The organism is Okeania sp. KiyG1 (genome assembly GCF_014132355.1).
In the GTDB taxonomy this organism is placed as follows: domain Bacteria; phylum Cyanobacteriota; class Cyanobacteriia; order Cyanobacteriales; family Microcoleaceae; genus Okeania.
This window is the reverse complement of the sequence record NZ_BLZO01000029.1, coordinates 1-24,370: the sequence shown is the minus strand read 5'-3', so window position 1 is coordinate 24,370 and position 24,370 is coordinate 1. Positions and strand designations below refer to the sequence as shown.

Here is a 24,370-nt window from a genome sequence, read left to right as displayed (position 1 = left end):
TGGGACTACTGCTACTAACTATTATGTTTGGTAGTGTTGCTATCTTAGTATTTGAAGGTAGTAATAACCCAAACTTCACTTCCCTAGAAGAAGGATTTTGGTTTAGTGTTTATTCCCTATTTGCTGGCGAACCAATTCCAGCTTCACCATCCTCATTAGGAGGAAAAATAGTTGGAGTATTTGTCATGTTTATGAATGTTACTATTTTTGCTATGTTCACTGGAACAGTATCAGCATTTATGGTAGATCGAATCCGTAGAGAGGATGATTTTGTGGACTGGGAAAGCTTTAGTAATCATACAATTATTTGTGGTTGGAACCGCAAAGCTGAGATTATAGTTAGAGAATTTAAAGCTGCTGGTAAAAGCGAAGGAATACCAATTATTGTAATAGCTGAATTTGATAATGAGCCTAATTTTATTGCTCCAGATTTAAAATCTCGGATACAATTTCTCAAAGACGATTTTACCAAAGTTACTGCTTTAGAAAAAGCAGGTATAAGTCGAGCTGAAACTTGTATTATTTTGTGTGATAAAACTCATGGTCGTAGCGACCAAGATGCAGATGCTCGGACAATTTTAGCTGCCTTAACAGCCGAAAAATTAAATCCAAATGTTTATACTTGTGCTGAATTACTTAATCGTGAATATGGCTCTCATTTAGATATGGGTCATGTCAATGATTATATAGTTAGCCAGGAACAAAGTGGTTTTTTATTAGCTCAAGCTGCTTTGAATAGAGGATTAATGGGCGTATTTTCAGAATTACTAACTTATGAAAGGGGAAATCAGTTTTATCGGATAACTATTACTACTGAATGGGTAGGTAAAACTTTTTTAGACTTGTTCATACATATTAAGCAAAATCATAACGCTATTTTAATAGCAGTTTCTCAACCTCAAGGTAAATTTGAAATTAATCCCGAGCGCTATATCTTTCAGGAAAAAGACAATTTAATTGTTATAGCTACTAGGGAAATAAAATTATAAATTGTAAGCATTTAGCCGTCAGCTATCAGCCGTCAGCTATCAGCTATTGCTTTTAGTTTTAGATAAAAGCTTTACTAATTTAGACAGAATTTATACTTAGTACTAAAGTCGGCTTTAAAGTCTATATTAATTTAAACCCCATCCTTTTGCTGAGAGCTGAGAGCTAATAGCTGTTTGCGCAGCAGTCCGCAGGAAATGCTTACTATAAATTTGATAATTTTAAGCGATCGCTTGGAAATTTTTTTAGCATTAATAGCAGTCGGAGAAAAATAGCTTATAACTTATATGAAATACTAAAATTTTTGCTACAAATACTTAGGTTGTTTCCAGGAGTAAGTAGGAATAGCCTATATATCATTTAGTTAGAGTAAAACCCTATTTTTAGTCAAATCGAAATTTCTAGGTAAAGTCTTTTAAACAGAGAAATTATTCCTAGGATTCTTTTTATATTTCATCTTATAGCAAATTCAAAAAGGTCGTTACAGTATTAATCTCTAAATTCTGACCAGCAGAGAAAACCAGTGTAGCAATATTTTATGAAATTGGTATTACTTAGCACAGCAATTCTGAATAAGTTACAACCAAATCAAAAATATATCATATTTTATATTACGTGAAGTACACCAATAGCGGGCAAGATACTTGCACCAAAAAGTATTATTATTAATGTATTTTTAATATCTTTAACTTTATATACTCACAATTTACTGTAAATAGAAATAATTGCCATATCTTAAGAATTAATAACTTAAAACTTACCGAATAATTAAGGTAAAAATCCTCTCATGTAAAGGAGAAACAAGAAAATATTTTCCTTTTATTCAGTCCTATCCGTTTTAGGGAGAGGTAATTATCAATTATCCATTATCAATTATCCATTATTGAACATCTTTTTCTGATGTAGCTAAAAACTCTCGTAAGCGAAGTAAATTAAAAGTCTGACCTAAATTTAGAGGCAACATAGATATTCCTTCTAAACGAGATTGTATCCAACCATCTCCCCAATACCACTCGTGAAATCCATCAATACCTTGACTAAGTAGCAACCTCAAACAATTCGACCCTACTACATCAACATAATGTTTAATTTCTATTAAACCAACCATACTTTTAAACTCTAAACCCTCAGATAATTGTTCTGGTAGTCCAGGAGAAAAGCGTTGAGGCCACAACCATATTTGTAACTTGGATGAACGTAGCAAACTCTCTCTAATCGTAGCTTCAGTAGCTTCAATCTCAATCCGTAAATGGCTTTTTTGGAAAGTACCTAACATAGCAATATAGTAATATAATTTTTGAATTTATACTTGGTATCTTTTTCTCACACAAAACTAGAAAATCACCAACATCTAGGCTAACATTATTTCCCGATAATTAGGAATGAATGAAGCAAATTTTGGGTGCAAATTTACTAATTTTTATAATTTATTACTATAGATCCTAGCAATAAATTATTTCTTAAGATAATATTCATCGTGAATTTAATAACTGAAGAATAGTAAGCATTTCCTCCGGAATGCTGCGCAAACAGCCGTCAGCTATCTGCTATCTGCTTTAGTTTTTAGTTTTAGATAAAAGCTTTATTAATTGACTCAGAATTTATACTTAGGGTTTGCACTTCACTAGTCTTTTAGTAGGGGTAGGAGACAGCTATACTGGAGACAGTAGTTAGGGGAATTTAGAGGAGGTAGGAGTAAAAATTGTCCCAAGATTTTCTGCCCAACTCTAGCCTAAAATACACTCAAATTTGAGCGTTTTAGACTGAAACAGGCCCACTTTTTTCGAGCCCAAAAAGGAACTTGTCTTTATATGTCAATGCTTTTAGATTTAATCAGCAAGCCCTACTTACTACAAAAACTGTCTATATTCATTTAAGCCCCCTCATGAGAGCTGACAGCTAATAGCTGATAGCTAATAGCTGATGGCTGAATGCTTACAACTTAGTAGCAATTATTTCAGGAATTACCCATTTAATGGGACTAAGCACTATATGTACTCACTATACAATATGTAAAGTTGTGGTGTAAGTCTTATATTCACTATTAATTGCTAAATGCTTACAAATTAAACTAACACAATCAACATAAAACTAACACAAAAACTAGGGAATAAATTATCTATAGCTATTACCGAAAAATTCAGGTATAAAGCCTCTCCATTCATGGAGAAAAAAGAAAAAAATCCTTTGATCCAATCCTCTTATTTATTAAGAAGAGGTAATTCTAAATTCTTAATTCTAAATTCTTAATTCTTGAATTACATCTATTAAATTTCTGACAAACTTAACAGGAATATTCCAACAGAGTTATGATAAAGAAAATCAGAATTATTAAGAAATGTAAGGATTTAAATGGCAGATAGACTAATTAGAGCTACAGCAGCAGAAGGTGGCATTCGTGCTGTTGGTGTAATTACCACCCGGTTAACTGAAGAAGCAAGACAACGACATAAACTTTCTTGGGTGGCCTCTGCTGCTCTTGGCCGCACAATGACTGCTGGACTATTATTAGCCTCTAATATGAAAACCCCAGAATCAAGAGTCAATATTCACGTCCAGGGCAATGGTCCTTTAGGAGGAGTACTTGTTGATGCAGGACTAGATGGAACAGTAAGAGGCTATGTAGAAAATCCTACAATTGAGCTATCACCAAATAAAATCGGCAAATTGGACGTAGGAAAAGCTGTAGGCAATCAAGGCTTCTTATATATAGTAAAAGATGTAGGTTATGGCTACCCATACTCCAGTACAGTAGAGCTAGTATCTGGAGAAATTGGAGATGATATTGCTAATTACTTAGTTACATCAGAACAAACACCATCCGCTTTAGTGCTAGGAGTATTCGTAGATACAGAGGGTATACAAGCAGCAGGAGGACTTTTGTTACAAGTTATGCCTAAAGCAGCTATAGATGAAGAATTAGTTCAAACCTTAGAATCTCGTATAGCTTCCCTATCAGGGTTTACTCCATTGCTTCGAGCTGGCAAAACATTACCAGAAATTTTGCAACAACTTTTGGGAGACATGGACTTAAATATATTTCCTGAAAGTCAAATAGTTCGTTTTCACTGTGGTTGCTCTTTTGAAAAAGTATTAGGAGCATTAAAAATGTTTGGTGTTGATGAACTAAAAGATATGATTGAAAAAGACAATGGTGCCCAGGCAGTCTGCGAATTTTGTGGAGAAGTATATCAAGCTAGTCAAGAAGACCTTATGCAACTAATTGAAGACTTACAACAACCATTCACAGAAATTCCAGTTGGACAATTACGCAAATTATCTTCATAAGTTTATTCTCAGAATTCAGAACACATAATCAAGTGTTGTCTTCTGAATTCATAGTTAATTCATAGCTGTATAGAACTCATTTAGTATCTTGGTAACAAGAATAAAAGAGCCGTTGGTCCGGCAATAAAAATCAAATTTGAGGGCTGATTTTTCTGTCAAAATTGATGTTCAAGATAATTACCAATGGATAATTACCAATGGATAATTGATAATTGATAATTGATAATTAATTCATTTGGTTTAAAGCCTCTCCTTTTAAGGAGAAAAAAGCGGTCGATAGATGGCGAGGTCTCCTCACCATCTCTAATCGACCAAGAGAAGAAATAATATTTCCTTATATTCAATTCCGTAAAGGTTTTAACCAGAGGTAATTATTCATTATCCATTATCCATTATCAATTAATTAAGAATAGTAATTTTGACATCCTCCCGACGCTGCTCTACGAGAAAGCGCGGGATTCCCTGGCATCACTACTAGGGGCTTTCTGTTTCTTAGCACCCGCCTTTCCTACGGAATGCTCCGCAAACGGAGATTTACTCTCCTCGGGTCTAAAAGCGCGCTCCACAGACTGACACTGCTCCTCCCGCAGCCTTCGAGCGTGGGCGTTCCCTTGCGTCTGACGCCGACGCGGGTTCCCATCCGCAAAATGTTTATACTTGCATTTATATCACGGTCATGGTGAGCTGCACACTCTGGACAATCCCACTCTCTAATCTTGAGAGGTAATTTTTCCACTACATGACCACAATTAGAGCAACGTTTTGAACTGGGAAAGTATCTATCAATCTTGATTAATTCCCGTCCATACCATTCAGCTTTGTATTCTAATTGCCTGACTAATTCTCCCCAGTTGGCATCATTTATTGCTCTGGCTAATTTATGGTCTCTTGGTGCGCGTTCCCTTGCGACTAGCGTCGTCGCGGGGTCGCACCGCTTTTTGACCATATTCTTTACGGCTATTTCCTCAACTACAACAGTTTGATTTTCTCTGATTAGTTGAGTGGGCGCGCTTATGAGTATAATCAAGCCTTGAATCCTTAATTTTGGCGTGTATCCTGGCTACTTTCAGCCTGGCTTTCTGATAATTACTAGACCCCTTGGTTTTCCTAGATAGAGACTTCTGAGCCAACCTCAATTTTTTGTGTAATTTGTTGAGATTCTTGGGATTAGCTACCTTTTCTCCATCACTTGTGCCCATCTATATTTGAGCCTATTTTCTGGCTTTATTTTGTCTAAGTCCCATTAAATAAGTTTTATCTTAATTATTAAATATGGGTTTTCCAGATTAGCTCTCAAACTAAGTTTTCATGTTTTCGATAGGAAAATTTGTCAAAAATCCTGATATTCATCGTTATCTCAAATATTTGATTTTCTGTTCAGAACTCAAATTTAATTATTGTATATATCAAGGTTGCATCTTTCCCCAAAATAGTGTATAAATAGAGACCGCAGATAATTGAAGCCTAAATTTAACTTTGTAGATAAAGGCTTGCCTATTAGGTTAAACCAACCGGAAAGTCATTCAACATAAAATATATGTGTTGCTTACTGTTCCGGATAGGTAGTGTATCATAAACGTTGTACATAAATATAGTCTTATGTAGTCAAACAATGTCAAATATCTTCATGAATTTGTACAAAAGAGCTACTAAAGATTTAACAAAATTTAATAATCATTGACCTGATGTTTATTTAATGGTATACCTAACTTAGATTGATAATTCAAGGCTGAATCACTATCAGAGGTGCGTGAACCACTCTGTGAATATAATGAAAAAATAGTCCCAAATGTCTTTGACCATAGGGTAGAGGGTGTTGTAGTTCACCCAGTCAGGGTAACACCTACAAAATGAGGATATGTCTTATGTGACTATATTTTTATGAACTATATGAATGAAAAATACAAAACAATAGATAGTTGGCGGACACTACGCCAGATGAAGCAAAAAGACCAAACCAAATTGCAACTACCTGAACGTAGAAAAAGTCGCGAAGAAAGACTGCAACAACTTAGATTGAAAGGCAGTCAAATACACAAATATAAACATCCGGCAAAACCCTCCACTCTGCAAAAACATTCAGTTTCTCGAATAGAAAAAACTAAGCAAAAAAGCCCAAAATCTACAAACAATATTTGGCCGATAAAATGGCTATTTTGGATAGCACTATTGGTAATAGTTCCAGCAGGGGCAGGCATAACAGCCATATCAGCTTTATTCAAATTACCTTCTCAGGCAGATTGTGAGGTAAGTTACTGGCCAACCGCATCAGCCAGCAAACGTCTTTATTGTGCTCAGATATTAGCTACTTCTCCTACCGTAGATAGTTTACTTCAAGCAATTAATTTAGTAGATGTTTTATCAAATGACCATCCAATGCGTCCACATATTGATGGTTACATTGAACAATGGTCTGAAAAAATATTGTCCCTGGGAGAGCTAGCTTTTCAAGATGGAAAATTAGAAGAAGCTATTAAAATTGCCCAAAAAGTACCTCAGAAAGTTTCAGCTTATCCACTTGTAACAGAACAGATTCAAAATTGGCAAAAAACTTGGACTAAAGCTGAAACAACTTATAAGAAAGCTCAAGAACATCTGCGCCAGGAAGAATGGAGTCAAGCTTCCATGGAAGCTTCTCGTCTACTTTCAGTACCAAATGTACATTGGGAAACGAAAAAATACCAGGAACTAATTAACGACATTAAAAGAACTCGCAAAGAAGGTGGCAAATTAAACCAAGCACGAGATATAGGCGAACAAGGTGGACTAGATAATCTCACCAATGCTGTCAAAAAAGCTCAAGCAATTGGAAAAAATAGCTATCTCTATCAGACCGCTCAAAAGTTAATACTAAATTTGGGCGAACAAATAGCAGATATGGCCTTAGTTGAACTAAATGAAGGAAATTGGCAAGAAGCACTTAAGATAGTAAATAAAGTTCCTGAAAATGATGTCCTACAGGAAAAAGTAAAAGATATAGAATTATTAGCTCGTGCCCATTCTCCAGCTAACCTGGGTACAATAGCGGGACTCGAAGATGCTATTGCTCAAGCTCAAAAACTCAAAACTGAACGACCTCTTTACAGTAAAGCTCAACAGTTAATTAGTATTTGGCAACAAGAAATTGCAGATGTCAAGATTATAGAAGAAGGAAAAAAACTAGCCCAACCAGGAGGAATTAGCGATTTGAAAGCAGCGATCGCTAAATTACAGACTGTTCCTCCTTATAACCCTCGTGGACAAGAAGTAACTACTTTGATAGGAGCTTTGAGTAGACAGCTACAGCAACAAGAAGACCGACCTTATTTAGAAAAAGCAGAAAAATTAGCAAGTTTTGGCGATATTAGTTCTATACAAGCAGCCATTGATGAAGCAAGTCAAATTGGTAGGGGCAGAACTTTGTACGAGGAAGCTCAACAGAAAATCAAAAAGTGGACACAAACAGTTCAACGTTATCAAGATAGACCAATTCTTGATAATGCAGAACGCCTAGCATCCTCAGGTAACTTAGAACAGGCAATTATTACAGCACAACAGATTCGACAAGGAAGAGTTCTATATTCCCAAGCTAGCTCCAAAATACGGCAGTGGCAATCTCAAAAAGAGGTAGAAGAAAGTTTAGAGAATGCTCGCCAAGCAGCAGCATTAGGTACAGCAGATGGTTATGCTCAAGGAATTAGTTTGGCACAAAAAGTACCAACTTATAGTTCCAGGCAATTTGAGGCTTCCCAATTGATTAATCAATGGGGTCAACAAATTTTATTGATCGCTATGGACGAAGTAAATCGAAATGTGCCACTAGCTATTGAGATTGCTAGTAAAATTCCGGTAAGTAGTATTGCCTATAATTCAGCCCAGAATCAAATTAGTATTTGGCGAACCTGGCTGAGTACAGCTCCATCTGTAGAAAACCAGACTCCAACTATAGAATACCAGGCTCCAACTCCAGAAGCTCTAGAGTATCAAACTATACCTATACCAGCAGACCAATCTCAGCAATTGAGAGAACAAAATCAAAGGACCATAACAGATGAGAGAGGCAAACCTCTAATATCTGCACCAAAGTTTGTGAATAATAATTAACTCAACTGTCCTGACCAAGAGAAGATTAAATAATTATTGGCCATTGGCGTTACCAGGCTAGTAGTGAGCGAACGGCATAGTGGCCACAAACTGGGTCTGGTTTTGCGCCCCTAACTACTCTATCTATCTATTAAGCCTGTATTTTGATGATAATATCAGTATTAAGAAAAGCAGTCCCAAACGCTTTTAGCAATGGGATAGAGGGTGTTGTAGTTCACCCCATTAAGGTAACACTTAATTAAAACACTTGTCTAGGAATATTTTTCTATAGATTTAGTAACTATCTATCTCTTAACAACATTCTCTAACTAGAGTTTGCTGGACTTCTTACTGTTTCTGTTAAAATGGTCAGTGGATTAATGTATAATCTAATTGTGACTAAGCATTTATACTGGAAATTCAACTAGAATTGACAGAAATGGAGGTTTTTACCAAGATTAAGGCCATAGCTACCGAATAAATTACAGTGAGGCTAGGCAATTATTCTAGAAAGTAGGTACATTGACATCCTCTCCGGCTGTTAGGCGCGGATATTCCTACTGAGCCGTAGCTCTTCGGCGGGTTGACGCTTCTAAGGCTGCTACACCCACCCCTCTTGCTCCTCCCGGGAGGGATGGGCGTGGGTTATTCTTGCCTCCACGTCCGCGCACGAGTTTCCCAGTGCCCCCCGGCAACTAATAACATTACATCATATATTCAATCCACTTGCAAATAAAATAAAAAGTCGCCCTACAAGGGCGAGGCTTTAAACCAAATTTGCTGGTAAACTATAAGCTAAGTTAAGATAAACCAAATATTTTTCTTTGCCCTGATAAAGCTATTTTTTGATGAGGAGATAACTAACTGATGCCAAAGCTTGAAGCAATTTCTACTATAGATTCTCAAAGTGAAACTGACAAAGCAATATTTGAAAGTGAAACTGATAAAACAATAGATTCTCAAAGTGAAACTGACAAAACAATATTTGAAAGTGAAACTTACAAAGATGCCTATAGCCGAATTAATGCAATTGTGATTGAAGGAGAGCAAGAGGCATACGAAAATTATATAAGTCTGGTCGAAATGCTACCAGACCACAAAGATCAGCTAATGAAACTCTCCAAAATGGAAAGTCGCCACAAAAAAGGCTTTCAGGCTTGTGGCCGAAATCTGGAGGTGACACCAGATATGGAATTTGCCAAAAGTTTTTTTGAGCCACTACATAAAAACTTCCAAGAAGCAGCAAAAACAGGTAATTTAGTTACTTGTTTACTAATTCAATCTCTAATTATTGAATGCTTTGCGATCGCAGCCTACAATATCTATATACCAGTTGCCGACCCCTTTGCTCGGAAAATTACTGAAGGTGTAGTCAAAGAGGAATATACCCACCTCAACTTTGGCGAAGTATGGCTAGAAGAGCATTTTCAAGACTCTAAAGCAGAACTACAAAAAGCAAATCGCCAGAACTTACCCTTGGTATGGAAAATGTTGAACCAAGTGGAAAAAGATGCTAAGACCCTGGGAATGGAAAAAGAAGCTTTGATTGAAGATTTTATGATTGCTTATGGCGAAGCTTTGAACAATATTGGCTTTACAACTGGAGAAATCATGCGGATGTCAGCTTATGGTCTGGTTGCTGCATAGTTGATTTCAATCAAAATGGAAATTAGGACGAGGAATGAGTAATGGCATAGCATTCAACAAAAAACTTTTTCATAGTGAAAATGATAGTTGCTAACTGCCATATACTAATTCCTGTCTGATTTCCACATACCATCAACAATAACTAACTTACTAATAATAATTACAATTTAATGTTTGGTCTAATTGGTCATCTAACTAGCTTAGAACACGCCCAATCAGTAGCAAGGGATTTAGGGTATCCAGAGTATGCAGATCAAGGTCTTGATTTCTGGTGTAGCGCTCCGCCTCAAATAGTCGATACAATTAAAGTAACAAGTATCACAGGTCAAGAAATAGAAGGCAAGTATGTAGAATCTTGCTTTCTACCAGAAATGCTAGCAGCTAAGCGAATCAAAGCAGCAACTCGCAAAATAATGAATGCTATGGCTCACGCTCAGAATCATAAGATTGATATAACTGCTTTGGGAGGGTTCTCGTCAATTATTTTTGAGAATTTTAACTTGCAAAAGTTTCAGCAAATTCGCAATATTACATTAGAATTTAAACGTTTTACTACTGGTAATACTCATACAGCCTATATTCTATGTCAGCAGGTAGAGCAAGCTGGCGAAAAGTTAGGAATTGATTTGTCAAAAGCCACAGTAGCAGTATGTGGGGCCACTGGTGATATTGGTAGTGGGGTCTGTCGCTGGCTGAATAGTAAAACAGAAGTGGCAGAATTGTTATTGATAGCTCGTGAGCAAGAGCGGCTAAAAAATCTACAAGCGGAATTAGGACGAGGTAAAATTTTAGAATTAAATGCAGCTTTACCTCTGGCGGATATTATAGTTTGGGTAGCTAGTATGCCCAAGGGTGTAGCAATTGATCCAAATATTTTGAAGAAACCTTGTTTATTAATTGACGGTGGTTATCCAAAAAACATGGCGACTAAAGTTCAGCAAGAAGGAATCTATGTTCTCAATGGTGGAATAGTAGAACACTCTCTTGATATTGACTGGAAAATTATGAACATTGTCAATATGGATGTGCCTGGTCGTCAGTTATTTGCTTGTTTTGCAGAGTCAATGCTACTGGAGTTTGAAAAGTTATATACTAATTTTTCTTGGGGGCGTAATTTAATTACTGTGGAAAAAATGGAACTAATTGGTAAGTTATCCATTAAACATGGATTTAGCCCTCTAATGCTTTGAAGAATGCAGAAGAAATATTTAATATTTAATTTATTAATTTAGGACTTACACATAACTACCAATATAGTAGGGGTTAACGGCCGTTAACCCCTACACAGCCGTTAATACCAACAAATGGTTTCTAATTTCGTCTTTTGCGTAAGTCCTGCTTCAGTATTTTAAGCCTCTAGCTTCAGGTTGGTACTGATAACTGATAACTGTTAACTGATAACTGAAAAGACCGGAGCGATCGCTACTATTTTCCGGAATTTCCTTATGGCATGAAGGATCTAACTAAAAGGACCTAGATAGTTTTATCCAATGTTTGGAGTGGGAAGATATGTCTGATAATTCTACATCAAAATTTCGTCCAAGAAAACATATTATTTCTCTTGGTTGGTTTAGCTTTATAATGATTAGTAGTTTTACTGGTATAATTAGAGACGGAAATTTTGGCAGTTTACCAATAAATTTTTTAATTGGTAGTATTCCGGTGGCTATTGGTCATAATATGGATATTCAGAATCAGAAAAAAGAGCAGAAATTGCTATTAGCAGAACAGGAAAAACGTAAATTAAAACTCATAGAAGATTTAGCGATGAGTCAAACCTTGTTGGAAAGAGCAGAAAATTTATAATATAGCAGAAGGAAGAAGGAAGAAGGAAGAGGGAAGAGGGAAGAGGGAAGAGGGAGGAAGGCTATTTATTGAGCAAGAAAAAAACTTAAATTTCCTCTAGATATTCACCTTTGGGTCTACACAAACTATTGCGTTCGGACACGATATGACTTGAGAAGACATAGGAGTTCCTTAAAGATATTTAGTGAAGGTTTTCCATTTCTGTCGTATGTAGGGACGTTAACGATAGTTATGCGAAGCAAACGGCCGTTTGCTGACGCATAGCTCCGAATGGCGCCCCTACCAAATATGCTAGTTCTTTAGAATAGCGATTTGATTTGAAAAAAGAATGTTACGAATAATAAGCGTGATTAAAATATTTTTCAGAAAATGTCCCTTTGACAAAAAAGAGTATTTCCTAGCTCAAAAATGGTATTGAAGCCATTCCCATACAACTCCTGACTCCTGACTCCTAATTTGATATAATTTAAAATCTGGATTTATACTTGAGAGGAGAAAATATTAAATTAACTATTGTACCCTTACCACCATCAAAATCAATTTCAGCTTTCAATTGTTTACAAAGAATTCGCACTAATTTTAACCCTAAAGAAGAACTATTTTGCAAATCAACATCTGGAGGAATACCAATGCCATTATCTTTAATTGTAATATAAACTTTTTCTTGTTTATCTTGATGTAATTCAACACATATTTCTCCAGACTCATTATTAGGGAAAGCGTGTTTAAATGAATTAGTCACCAATTCATTAATTAACAAACCACAAGGAATTGCAGTTTCTAAATTAAGAGTTATTGCTTCTACATTAATGATAGGTTTAATGAGAGTTTCTCTATCCGCGTAAGAACAAAACAAATTATCTATCAAAGCATGAATATACTCACTAAAATCAACTTCTCCTAAATTTTTTGACTGATAGAGTTGTTCATGAATCAAAGCCATACTTTGAATTCTATTTTGACTATCAGCAAATAATTCCTGCACTTTTTGATCTTCAATATAATCTGATTGTAAATCTAATAAATTAGAAATAATGTGTAGATTGTTTTTCACTCGATGATGAATTTCTTTGAGCAAAATTTCTTTTTCTTGAAGAGAATTTTGAATCTGTTCTTCTGCTTTTTTACGATCGCTAATATCAATACAACTACCAATATAACCAGCAAACTTACCATTCAGATTAAATCTAGGAACCCCTTGATTTAAGATCCAACGGTACTCGCCATCTTCTCTTCTCAAACGATATTCTATGCTAAACGATTGATGGGTATAAAAATTTACCCGGTAATTTTCCAAATAATATTGCACATCTTCAGGATGAATTCCCTCTAACCAACCTTTCCCAACTTCTTGTTCTAAGTTACGCCCGGTAAAATCTAGCCATCTTTTATTAAAATAGTTAAAAAGACTATTACTTCCAGACATCCAAATAAACACGGGGGCACTATCAGCCATCATCCGAAAACGTTTTTCACTTTCGCGCAATGCTAATTCTGCCTCTTGATGTTCTAGAGCACTAACAAAAATTTTCCCGATAATTTTTAACAAATTAATTGTAGATTTTGTCCAACTGGATAATTTACTTACTGTATCGAAACCGACTAAACCAATTAATTCATCTCCAGAAACCATAGGAATGCACAACAAAGATTGAATTGATTGTGCTGATAATATTCGTTTTTCTCTACTTGCTTCCAGAGGTAAATTGGAAACTAATGGTATATGTACGACCTCAAATTTATTGAGCTTTTCCATTATCCATGGTAAATAATCTATGGGAAAATTCTGTTGAGCTTCAATTTTAGCCTCTGTTTTTGTAGCTCTCCATTGGTGAGTGTTGCTAACTTGAAGTCGATCGCTACTTACTAAAAACATATAACTACGATCTGCGCCTATTAAATCACAAAGTTGTTTTAATGCTATTTGGATACTACTATTAATTTCATTAGGATTAAGATTAATAAATCTAGTAGAGATATTAGCAACAAGTTTTTCCAATTCTAGTTGTTGCTTGAGAATTACTTCTGCTGCTTTGCGATCGCTAATATCTTTATGAGTGCCAATCATTCTCAACGCTTTGCCTGCTTCATCCCTGACTACAACTTTGCCGTAAACTGCTATCCACTTCCATTCACCTGATTTAGTTTGTAACCGATAGTCAAAGGCATAGATAAATGAACTATCTTCTAAGTGCAAATTTAAAGCATCCATCACCCAAGCTTTATCCTCTGGGTGAATTAGCATTTCCCAAGAATTTATCTTTTTAGGAAAATCCTCTGAATCGTAACCTAACATTTCTAACCATCGATGACTATAATAATATTCGCCCGTGGCAATATTCCAATCCCATAACCCATCACCTGAAGTTTCTAATGCTAACTGTAATCGTTCTTGAATTAGTTGTAACTTTGTGTCTACCAGTTTATCTTCACTAATATCTTGTGCTATTCGAGCTATTTTATAAACTTTCCCTACCCGGTCTTTTATGGGAAAGGAACGAGTCAAAATCCAACGTATTTCTCCATTAGGTAGGATAATACGATATTCTTGTTTTTCTTCTACTTCCGTGGAATTTGCTAAAGCTTCCACTACTTTTGGGCGGTCTTCTGGATAAATAGCATCTAGAAAAGAGTGGGGCGATCTGTATAACTCATCGCGGTGATAACCCCATATTTTTTCATAACTAGGAGAAATATAAAAAATTTGATTGTTGTGAGGATCGTGTACCCAGAAAACACTATTGATATTTTCTGCTAGTTTATGAAATATGTCTTGACTTTCTTGTAATGCTGCTTCTATTTGTTTGCGTTCGGTAATATTTAATACTGTCCCAAAAAGTTTTATTACTTTACCTTCCTCATCAAAACTTGGCTTTCCTGTAATTGATATATATTTTAGTTCACCACCTGGGCATAAAATTCGTTGCTCAAGTTGATAGCTTTGACCCTGATTAATTGCTAAATCAATTGCTTTTTGTATTGCTGACAAATCATCAGAATGAACTAATTTAAAATAATCTTCTATACTTACAAAAGTCGATTTTTGTTGTATACTAAAGATTTTGTATACTTCTTCTGAGCAGATTAATCGACTTGTGGTCAAATCATTTTCCCAACATCCTATACCAGCAATTTTCTCTGCTTCTATTAATTGTGCTTGACTATGAAGAACACTTTCTAAAGTTTCTTTTTCATCCGTAATATCTCGTACCACTGCATAGATGAAATTTTCTGTTAAGAAAGGAACACTATTCCAAACTAACCAACGATAGGAACCATCTTTAGTCCGATAACGGTTCTGAAATTTTATAGCTTGAGCATCATCAGTAATATTTTGGACTTCTGCAAGAGTAGCATCTCTATCTTCTGGATGTACAAACTCAATATAAGGTACTGTTAATAGTTCTTCTGTTGTATAACCTAAAATTCTTGACCAACTGGAATTAAGCTTTTTAAAGTAACCGTCAGTACCAAAAATTACTAATAAGTCAAGAGAAATATCAAAAAAGCGATCGCTCTGTCTACAATTATCTTTTAGACGTTGATTTATTTGACTAAACGAGCGTACTAAATCTTCAATTTCCTTAAACCAAACTATTTTTAAAGCTGAGGATAAATCTTCTTCATTAGCTTCATTAATAAGATTATTTTGAGCTGCTTTTAATAATTTATATATTGGTTTAGTTATCCAGTGAGAGATTAACATCCCTAAGTAGATAACTAAACTCATTACTAATAAACATAAAAGATAGTTATTATAACTTTGTTATTAATTTGTGGTGCAAATTCTGATTTAGGAACAGCTACTACAATTAACCAATCTAAATTATCTTGATTTTGACTGGGTATTAATTTGACAAAATATTGCTCCCCTGTAACTTTTAATTCTAAATCTTTTGTATTTTTAATATCATAGTAATCTTCTTTTGTTTCTAATAATTTATTAGCTATTTCTTGAATTAATATTTTTCTAGAATTATCTAATAATTTATTTGAGTTACTAGCAACAACTATCCCAGATTTTTCTATAATATAAATTAAATTAGATTGAGCTATATTTACTGTCTGAAGTAATTTATCAATTTCTGAGATAGGTAACTCAACTGCCAATACTCCAATGAGACTATTATTCCGGTCGTAAACTGGATAACTAGCTAAAATTGCCCGTGATTCTGGTGAATATTCTGAATTATCAATTTTATTCCAGACAGGTTTACCTGTTTTAATGACATCTCTATACCAACTTTCTGTTTGATAATTATATTCGTTACTTTTAGATATTTCTGTGAGATTTTCTGAACTTAACTTAGTCATTAAGTTGGTGACTAAACTATTATCCTGTTTTCTCTTTACTCCCACAAACTGTCCCTTTGTACTGCCAAAATTAATCTGGCCGACATTGAATTGTTTTATTTGCTGAAAAAACAAATCCTTGATTTTGACTAAATCATTAGAATTCAACCATCCTAACTTAATTAAATCCTGATTTATTTTATGAATCAAACTAGGTACTTCTAAATAATTATCTAAATCATGGGTAACATTGTTACCTGTTTGACTGTTAAGTTGAGTAGCTAATTGGTTAACTGCTATTTGTTCCTTTTGTAATGATGCCCAGGCTAGAAATAAAACCGTAATTGATGTGGGAATAATCAAAGATAAAAATATCATTACCCGCAGCGGTCTCTTAACTTTTTGCAGAAAAATAGTATCAATCAAAACTACATAATTACTCAGTTGTTTTATCATTTATTAAATTCACTCACTAGACCTCTTGCAAAAGTGTTAATTAAATCAATTCAAGACTATGAAATCAACAATTTTATCTCCCTATTTCCTATTCCCTATTCCCTATTCCCTATTCCCTATTCCCTCTCTTGGTCAGCATTCCGCAAGCGAGCTGTCGTCGTCGCGGGGTCTGACCGCTATTCCCTGACTTCTGCAAGAAGTCTACTGAGAATAATTATTATTCTTGAAAAAGGTTCGGTCGCGGCCTTGAGATTTAGCCTCATAAAGTGCTGAATCTGCCTCTTTAATTAAATCACTAGGCTGAGAATTCAAGTCATATTCCCATGATAATGATTTTCTAGTAGCAACCCCACAACTAATTGTGATACAATTAGTAATTTTTGAACCTTGATGAGCAATAGCAGCATCTTTAATACTTTTACGAATTTTTTCTGCCACATAAACAGCTCCTTCTACATCTGTTTCTGGTAAAACAACTACAAATTCTTCACCTCCATAACGAGCTACTAAATCACTAGAACGATTAACATTTTGCATTATAGTCTCAGCAATTTTCTTTAAACAAATATCTCCTGCTTGATGGCCATAAGTATCATTATAAGCTTTAAAAAAATCCACATCACACATAATTATGGATAATGGGAAAGCATTTCTATGAGAACGTTTCCACTCACTTTCTATAAACTGCTCAAAATTGCGACGATTAGCAACCATTGTTAAACTATCCAAAGAAGCTAAACGCTCCAATTCTTGATTAGCTTTTTCCAGTTTGTCACTCAACATCCGTTCTTTTTCTATTTGTCGTCGTAATTCCTTCATTGCCCATTGAGTTTGCAATAAGCGTCGAACTCGTTGACGTAAAACTGCCCAGTGAATTGGTTTAGTAATATAATCTGTTGCCCCTACTTGAAATGCTAAATCAACAGATGCTTGGTCGTCAAGAACTGTAATCATTAATACTGGTGGACTATCTTCTCCCAATAACTGATGTAGTTTAGCACAGCAAGTAAAGCCATCCATCCCGGGCATCATTGCATCAAGTAATACCATATCTGCTAATTGTTTTTGACAAATTTCTAAGCATTGTTCCCCATTATTTGCTTCAATAACTTGATACCCATCTTTCTGTAAGATACGACGTAGTATGAGTCTAATAGTATTTTCATCATCAACTATTAATATTCGGGGTGCTACAGTCCAAAAACCTGGTTTAATCATTTTATAGATTTATTTCTATTTTTTGATTGTAATGCTACTTTCACTCTATGATGCTCTTGATCCATTATTTCTGTTAATTGCTCTGCATTTTCTGTTGTGCCCATACTACCTATTGCTTCTAATTGTCCACATAGTTGAGCCAAATTATTAGCTCCTATGGTTAAGCTAAGAGATTTTAGAGCATGAGCCGCATTTCTTAATGCAGTCCCATCTTGAGCTAATATTGCTGCTATAATTGCATCTCGCTTTTGAGGAGCTTCTTCTAAGTAGCTATCAATTATTTCCTGTAAAATGCTTTCGTCTCCCCCTGCCGCTTGCTCTCTTAGATATTCAAATACTGATTCATCAATAGCTGGAGTTATAAAGTCTGACATATTTTTATTTGGAGAATTGACTAAAGATAAACGATCATTTCGATCTTTACCTTCTAATATTAGATTATTTTGTACAGTAATATTTGATTCTACTGGAACTTGATTTTCCCAATTGACAATTTGTTCTGGAATTAACTCTTGATTAAGTTGATTTGATTGTAAATCAACCTCTTTTACTACTTCAACTATTTTATCTTCCTTTGGAACTTGATTTTCCCAATTGACAATTTGTTCTGGAATTAACTCTTGATTAAGTTGATTTGATTGTAAATCAACCTCTTTTACTACTTCAACTATTTTATCTTCCTTTGGAACTTGATTTTCCCAATTGACAATTTGTTCTGGAATTAACTCTTGATTAAGTTGATTTGATTGTGAATCAAGCTCTTTTACTACTTCAACTATTTTATCTTCCTTTGGAGCTTGATTTTCCCAATTGACAATTTGTTCTGGACTTAACTCTTGATTAAGTTGATTTGATTGTAAATCAACCTCTTTTACTACTTCAACTATTTTATCTTCCTTTGGAGCTTGATTTTCCCAATTGACAATTTGTTCTGGAATTAACTCTTGATTAAGTTGATTTGATTGTAAATCAACCTCTTTTACTACTTCAACTATTTTATCTTCCTTATCTTCTACTGCCCAACTTTTTGTTGGTAAATCATTTATCTGTTTTGGCTTTCTATGACGAATATAATTATTTAATGCTTTGACCAATGCTTCCACTCGAACTGGCTTACTTATATAGTCATTCATCCCTGCTTCTAAACACTCCTCGCGATCGCCCCGCATCGCATGAGCAGTCATAGCTACTATCCAAGGTCGTTTGACTTCAGAGAAAATTTGACAAATTCGTCTTGTTGCCTCTAAACCATCCATTTCTGGCATTCGTACATCCATGAAAACTAGATCGTAGTGTTGGCGACGCAATGCTTCTAGAGCTTCCAACCCATTATTAGCTATATCAGCACGATAACCTAGTCTGTTTAAGGATAGTAAAGCTACTTTTTGATTTACCGTTACATCCTCTACTATCAGGATGCGTAATGGTAATTCAACTTCTGCTTGATCACTGAATATTGATTTTGCTTTTGATGTTTCAGGTTTAACTGATACTCGTTGTACTCCTAGCACAGAAACTAACATTTCATATAAGTTAGATTGTTTAATTGGTTTACTCACAAAAGCTGCAAACGAAGCTCTGCCTGCAATTTCTTCTGATGTCAGTTTGCCTATTGAACTTAGCATTATTAAAGGCAATATTCTATATTCTGGCATGGATTGAATTTTCTCCGCTAGGGTTAAGCCATCCATTTCTGGCATTTGTAAATCTAGTACTGCAATGTCAAAAACTTCCCCAGAGCGGAGTAAATTTAAAGCTGTTTTTCCTGACTCCACTGCTTTGACATTCATTCCCCAAGATTCTACTTGTAGAGTGATAATTTGGCGATTAGTTGCGTTATCATCAACTACAAGTACTCGCTTTTCTGTAAGTTCAGGTTGTGATTTTTTGAGATTAAATTCTGTATCTGTATCAGTTGCTATTGCCATCATAGTAAAGCGAAATGTAGAACCTCTATCTATTTCAGTTTCCACCCACATCTGGCCACCCATAGCCTCACTTAACCTTTTACTAATAGCTAATCCTAAACCTGTACCTCCATAATTTCTGGTCATTGAAGCATCTATTTGACTAAAAGGTTTAAATAATCTTTCTAATCTATCTGTCGGAATTCCAATTCCTGTGTCTGTTACCGCAAATTCAATTTCGTATAGATTGTCAACAGGTGTGGGATTTCTTTTAGCTACTGAGTTTGTACTTGTTTGGTGATTATTAATATCTTCTGAGTGAGGCAGTTTACTATTAGCTGACAACCAATTTTTTCCATTTACTGAGACAATAACTTCTCCGCTCTCAGTAAACTTAACAGCATTAGAAAGTAGGTTGGCAAGTATTTGACGTAGCCTAGTCACATCACCTACTATTGCTTCTGGAGTATTCTGATGGATAATATAAGCTAATTCTAAACCTTTAGCACCAGCTTGAGAAGCTACTAAATCTAAGGCTGATTCTACACAATTCCGGAGATTAAAAGGTTGGTCTTCTAATTCTAGTTTCCCAGATTCAATTTTAGAAAAATCAAGAATGTCATTAATAATTGTTAGTAATGAATCACTACTATGACGAATAGTCTCTACAAAATCTTGTTGTTGAGAGTCTAATTGTGTATCCAGTAATAACCCAGTCATGCCAATTATTGCATTCATAGGAGTCCTAATTTCGTGACTCATCATAGCTAGAAATTCACTTTTAGCTCGATTCGCAGACTCAGCTTCTTGTTTAGCTGCTTCTAACTCCAAATTTTCACTCTGTAGTTGTATTTGTCGCCGTTTTTCTTGTTCCACATAATCAGCTTGTGCTAGGGCAATTCCTACTTGTACAGCAACTGATTCTAATAAATATATCTCTTCATCGGCCCAATGACGAATGCGATCGCATTGATGTAGAACAATTACTCCGTTCGGTTCTCCTTTGTATGAGGTGCGAATTGCTAAGACTGACTTTACTCCTAATAAGCAACAAACTTCGGTATCTTTGAATAATAATGGCTCTAAGTGGGTGTTGTCGCTACTAATAGCTTCGTCCTGAGCTAATAATTTTTGCAGATTATCGTTTTCCTCTAATGCTAGTGATAGACCTTGTATTGATTTATAACCTGATTCGAGATATTCTTCTACTAGAGGAATTTGTGGTGATGGTTTAACAATATAGCAATAAATTAAGCAGCGATTTACTTTAAATGTTTGACCTATTAGTTTAACTGCTGTTTGAAATATGCGATCGCTATTTAAACTAGAACGAATTTCTGTGGTTAACCGTTTATGGAGTAAAATGTGTTTTATGTTGTTTTTTAATGCAGTTTTTGAGGAATAACGTTCTATTTGATTTCCTAACCATTGTGCCATTAGTTTTAATATCTGGCGATCCCTCTCTTGAAAGGGTTCCGGTTTTGGGTATGGACTTGCAAAACTTATAGTACCATACACTTTACCTTCTACCATTACGCGACAACCAATGTAAGTTTCTAGCTTAAAAAATGTTTGAGCATAAGCAGGATGATTTTGCCATTCTGAATTTCCTGCTACTTCAATACTTATTGGTTCATTTTTTTTGATTGTTTCACTACAATAAGTTTGTTTGATATCGGTTGTATATCCTGCTTTGATCGAAAAAGGAAATCCCTGGGATAGTTGAGATGCCACTACTTCATAAGTTTCTCCCTTAATCTTTGCTAAAATACCTATTTCTGTTCCATATTGTTTTCGCCCCATTTCCAAAATCCTTTGTAAAAGAGTATCAAGATTTTGGTTTGTTTCTGAAGCTATTGTATAGAAACCGTGAAGAATTTTTTCTGCTTCTTTTAGTTTAGTTTCTGTTTGTTTTTGTTGTGTAATATCAATAGCAGTAGCAAGAAATCCAATAATTTTTCCTTCACTATCAAGTTGTGTTGTGATGACTAAACTTACTAATAGACCAGAGCCATCTTTTCTAATATAATTCCATTCTTGAGGTGTAAAAATTCCTTGCTGTGCTGATTCTACTAACGTCTCGAAATCTTTTATGGGGCGGTCTAATTTCTGGCTTAATTCTCTGGTGCGTTCTATTAATTGAAGTTTGTCGTGAAATATTGTCAGGTTTTCTTTACCCACTACTTCTTGTCTATGATAGCCCAAAAGCTTCTCTGCACCCGAATTAAATGTAGTAATCTGACCGTCAATATTTGTAGCAATGAGCGCAACTTCTGTTGCAGCATCCACTACTTGTTGTAACTTAGCATTTCGAGCTACAAGTTCTTGCTGTGATAATTTATAATTTGCGATCGCTTCAGTGAAAATAATTATGCCACCAATTTCACCCTTACTGTTATACCAAGGGTGTATTTCCCATCGTATCCAGTCTAAAAAACCATCTGGTTTAGGAAACCGATCTTCCTCGCATTTTTGAACTTTTCCTGCAAGACAAGTTGTATAAATTTGCTTCCAGCGATCGCTAATGTGGGGAAAAACTTCATAGTGACTATGCCCAATAACATCTTTTTCTGTTAAATTGTAATCAGTTAGCCAACGCTTAGATGTCCATAAGTAGCACATCTCTTGGTCTAAAATAGCTACTGCTGTAGGTATATGTTCTAGTAAAATGTCTTTAAATGTATCATATTTTCGCGTGTTTTGTCGCAAGTAATCTTGATTATCAAGTAATCTCTTTGGAGAAGATATATTTGAAATTAACGATCCTAAGTTGCTAAAATAAAATATTAAATCTACTATATTTTGCTCGTACTGCCTAATTTCTCTAATATAAAAAATAATAACTGCAACAACAATATTGTTCGCTAAGATTGGAAATCCTAAAGCTGTTTGGAGACCTACTTCAGTTGCTTTTTTCGCTCGTAAATAAATTGTTTCTGGTAAGCTACTAACATCTTTTTCCCACTCTGGTTGTTGAGAACTCCAAATTCGACCAGCCATATCAACACTAGGTGGAAATGTTATTTCTTCACTGTAACTATGAAATTTTGTTAATAATTCTTGAATCTCAGGTCGTCCATACCAGATTGGACTACATTCTATCCTAGTACCGTTACTATCTGGTATCCATACCTCTACATAATCTCCATCAATACTTAAACAGGCTTTATGGATTAATTCTTCGAGAAGTTTATCAAATTTTTGGGATTTTAGCTGGGCGTAAGTCATAGTAGACGAGTCTCTGATTAACAGAAATTCTTAGGTTTACAAGCTACATAACCTTATATTAATTTTCTCTTGTTAAGGATTAATTGAGAATTGAGGACTCAATAAACTCCAGAAGTTCACGAATGGAACTATATCTGTTGACGGTATACTCCATTTAACTCTTGTAGATAATAAAATCCTCATTCCTTATCCATTAACTAAAAAGGTAAAGTATTGAGGAAGCTTTTGCTTATAACATTCTCTCAATTGGTGAGGGAAAAATGTGAGGTTTAAGCAATGAGGAATCTACGGATATATAATGTGGTTAACCTACATTAGATATTTAACTCCACTCCTATTGTAGCTATTTTTTGAAATTCAGTATCGGTAGCTAGATTAGCTAGTAACTATAATTTCAGACAACTTTTGCTTTATACTTACCTGATAATTACTGTATCTTAAAATTGTCGGAATATTTTGATTGACTTACTACGCTAAATTAATTAAAAATACTAAAATTTAAAAGCAGATAATGCCTCAGTATTTAAAGATTTTAATTATCTTAAAAATCAAGAAAATTTAGTAGATATTTTCAACAATTAATAATTAATAATTAATAATTACCTCTCCTTGAAAACGGATAGGATTGACTAATCATGAAAATTTTTCTTTATTATCCCCGATCAAGGGGAGGCTTTAAACCACTATTTTTCGGTAAATATTAATTGGTATGATCGAGCTATGAGACTAAGCTTTAAGATGAAATTTTTTTGAGCAGAATTAATTAAAATATGGTTGTGGATTATTTGGACACAAAATTTTTATCTGTGTCATAAACACTCAATAGTCCACAAAAAGTAACACTGGCAACTCCACGTTGGCGAAGCGCTGTAGTTCCTCTTTGACATACTCCCCGACCTAAAGGTACGGGGATTCTCACGAAAGTGATTCTTTGCTCATTGACACAACTTACTAAATCTAGTTGCCTATCATCAGCATTGGTTGTTGTCTCCCAAAGCGTTTTCCGATAAATCGGCAGTTTCCGTATGCCCTACGGTACTGTTATTCCACTCAACACCTATTATTTCTAATCCACGTCTCAAAATGTTGATTGCTGCGTTAGTATCACGACATATTTCAGCATGACAGCTAGGGCAAACATGAGTACGAGTTGACAAAGTTTTTTGTACCCTGTGCCCACAATTAGAACAATCAGTAGAAGTGAATTTGGGATTTACTGAAACAACTGCTTTATCCCAAATTTTTCCATAATATTCCAGCCATTGAGTGAACTGATACCACGCTGCATCAGATATTGACTTTGCCAAATGATGATTTTTGACCATGTTTTGTATCTTCAAGTCCTCATAGACGACAACATCGTTAGATGCTACTACGCACCGGGCTTGCTTAATGCTCCAGTCTTTACGCTGCCTACTTACCTTCAAATGACATTATCCCAGTCTCTTTCTGGCTTTGTGGTAATTGTTTGATTGAGG

At 35.0% G+C, this 24,370-nt stretch carries 14 protein-coding genes; 6 read left to right on the top strand and 8 right to left on the bottom strand.

Annotation, left to right across the window (positions count from 1 at the left end; genetic code table 11):
• Positions 1-989: TrkA family potassium uptake protein (locus SAGCYANO_RS04095; protein ID WP_202218914.1), on the top strand; the 989-nt coding region annotated here is incomplete at its 5' end.
• Positions 990-1,867: 878 nt separating this feature from the next.
• Here SAGCYANO_RS04095 and SAGCYANO_RS04090 read toward each other — a convergent pair.
• The gene (locus SAGCYANO_RS04090; protein WP_202218913.1) at positions 1,868-2,263 is read right to left on the bottom strand and encodes a hypothetical protein; all 396 of its coding nucleotides are present in this window, start codon (positions 2,261-2,263) and stop codon (positions 1,868-1,870) included.
• 1,076 nt (positions 2,264-3,339) lie between these two features.
• On the opposite strand from SAGCYANO_RS04090, the gene hslO reads away from it, so the two are divergent.
• Positions 3,340-4,275, top strand: a complete 936-nt coding sequence (gene hslO / locus SAGCYANO_RS04085; protein ID WP_202218912.1) for an Hsp33 family molecular chaperone HslO — start codon at positions 3,340-3,342, stop codon at positions 4,273-4,275.
• Positions 4,276-4,783: 508 nt separating this feature from the next.
• Here hslO and SAGCYANO_RS49910 read toward each other — a convergent pair.
• Together SAGCYANO_RS49910 and SAGCYANO_RS49905 are read right to left on the bottom strand one after the other, a co-directional pair.
• Positions 4,784-5,302, bottom strand: coding sequence for an RNA-guided endonuclease TnpB family protein (locus tag SAGCYANO_RS49910; protein WP_375339862.1), 519 nt, complete (start codon positions 5,300-5,302; stop codon positions 4,784-4,786).
• On the bottom strand, positions 5,241-5,474 hold the full coding sequence (locus SAGCYANO_RS49905) for a transposase (RefSeq protein ID WP_375339861.1): 234 nt from the start codon (positions 5,472-5,474) through the stop codon (positions 5,241-5,243). The genes SAGCYANO_RS49910 and SAGCYANO_RS49905 overlap by 62 nt, the downstream gene beginning before the upstream one ends.
• Positions 5,475-6,165: 691 nt before the next feature.
• Here SAGCYANO_RS49905 and SAGCYANO_RS04070 point away from each other — a divergent pair.
• The 4 genes from SAGCYANO_RS04070 (at position 6,166) to SAGCYANO_RS04055 (ending at position 11,790) form a co-directional block, all read left to right on the top strand.
• Positions 6,166-8,358 (top strand): hypothetical protein, encoded by a 2,193-nt coding sequence (locus SAGCYANO_RS04070; RefSeq protein ID WP_202218911.1) that lies wholly within the window; start codon positions 6,166-6,168, stop codon positions 8,356-8,358.
• Between the two features lie 846 nt (positions 8,359-9,204).
• Positions 9,205-9,984 (top strand): aldehyde oxygenase (deformylating), encoded by a 780-nt coding sequence (locus SAGCYANO_RS04065; protein WP_202218910.1) that lies wholly within the window; start codon positions 9,205-9,207, stop codon positions 9,982-9,984.
• A gap of 170 nt (positions 9,985-10,154) precedes the next feature.
• Positions 10,155-11,174: a long-chain acyl-[acyl-carrier-protein] reductase gene (locus SAGCYANO_RS04060; protein WP_202218909.1), complete on the top strand. Its 1,020-nt coding sequence runs from the start codon at positions 10,155-10,157 to the stop codon at positions 11,172-11,174.
• Between the two features lie 319 nt (positions 11,175-11,493).
• The gene (locus SAGCYANO_RS04055) at positions 11,494-11,790 is read left to right on the top strand and encodes a hypothetical protein (RefSeq protein WP_202218908.1); all 297 of its coding nucleotides are present in this window, start codon (positions 11,494-11,496) and stop codon (positions 11,788-11,790) included.
• A 466-nt stretch (positions 11,791-12,256) separates the two neighbouring features.
• Here SAGCYANO_RS04055 and SAGCYANO_RS04050 read toward each other — a convergent pair whose 3' ends face one another.
• The 5 genes from SAGCYANO_RS04050 to SAGCYANO_RS04030 all read right to left on the bottom strand — a co-directional run bounded on the left by SAGCYANO_RS04050 (position 12,257) and on the right by SAGCYANO_RS04030 (position 24,319).
• On the bottom strand, positions 12,257-15,520 hold the full coding sequence (locus SAGCYANO_RS04050) for a PAS domain-containing protein (protein WP_202218907.1): 3,264 nt from the start codon (positions 15,518-15,520) through the stop codon (positions 12,257-12,259).
• Positions 15,521-15,522: 2 nt separating this feature from the next.
• Positions 15,523-16,539, bottom strand: coding sequence for a cache domain-containing protein (locus SAGCYANO_RS04045; protein WP_202218906.1), 1,017 nt, complete (start codon positions 16,537-16,539; stop codon positions 15,523-15,525).
• Positions 16,540-16,740: 201 nt separating this feature from the next.
• Complete coding sequence (locus SAGCYANO_RS04040) at positions 16,741-17,757, bottom strand: PleD family two-component system response regulator (protein WP_202218905.1); 1,017 nt, start codon at positions 17,755-17,757, stop codon at positions 16,741-16,743.
• A complete protein-coding gene (locus SAGCYANO_RS04035; protein WP_202218904.1) occupies positions 17,754-22,892 on the bottom strand; it encodes a response regulator in 5,139 nt (1,712 codons plus the stop codon). The genes SAGCYANO_RS04040 and SAGCYANO_RS04035 overlap by 4 nt, the downstream gene beginning before the upstream one ends.
• A gap of 971 nt (positions 22,893-23,863) precedes the next feature.
• Entirely contained in the window at positions 23,864-24,319 is a 456-nt protein-coding gene (locus SAGCYANO_RS04030) for a transposase (protein ID WP_307785821.1), read from the bottom strand.
• Between the last annotated feature and the right edge of the window lie 51 nt (positions 24,320-24,370).

Coding starts and splice junctions, on each gene's coding strand:
- SAGCYANO_RS04090 (WP_202218913.1), bottom strand. CDS start 2,263: ATGTTAGGTACTTTCCAAAAAAGCCATTTACGGATTGAGATTGAAGCT.
- hslO (WP_202218912.1), top strand. CDS start 3,340: ATGGCAGATAGACTAATTAGAGCTACAGCAGCAGAAGGTGGCATTCGT.
- SAGCYANO_RS49905 (WP_375339861.1), bottom strand. CDS start 5,474: ATGGGCACAAGTGATGGAGAAAAGGTAGCTAATCCCAAGAATCTCAAC.
- SAGCYANO_RS04070 (WP_202218911.1), top strand. CDS start 6,166: ATGAATGAAAAATACAAAACAATAGATAGTTGGCGGACACTACGCCAG.
- SAGCYANO_RS04065 (WP_202218910.1), top strand. CDS start 9,205: ATGCCAAAGCTTGAAGCAATTTCTACTATAGATTCTCAAAGTGAAACT.
- SAGCYANO_RS04060 (WP_202218909.1), top strand. CDS start 10,155: ATGTTTGGTCTAATTGGTCATCTAACTAGCTTAGAACACGCCCAATCA.
- SAGCYANO_RS04055 (WP_202218908.1), top strand. CDS start 11,494: ATGTCTGATAATTCTACATCAAAATTTCGTCCAAGAAAACATATTATT.
- SAGCYANO_RS04050 (WP_202218907.1), bottom strand. CDS start 15,520: ATGAGTTTAGTTATCTACTTAGGGATGTTAATCTCTCACTGGATAACT.
- SAGCYANO_RS04045 (WP_202218906.1), bottom strand. CDS start 16,539: ATGATAAAACAACTGAGTAATTATGTAGTTTTGATTGATACTATTTTT.
- SAGCYANO_RS04040 (WP_202218905.1), bottom strand. CDS start 17,757: ATGATTAAACCAGGTTTTTGGACTGTAGCACCCCGAATATTAATAGTT.
- SAGCYANO_RS04035 (WP_202218904.1), bottom strand. CDS start 22,892: ATGACTTACGCCCAGCTAAAATCCCAAAAATTTGATAAACTTCTCGAA.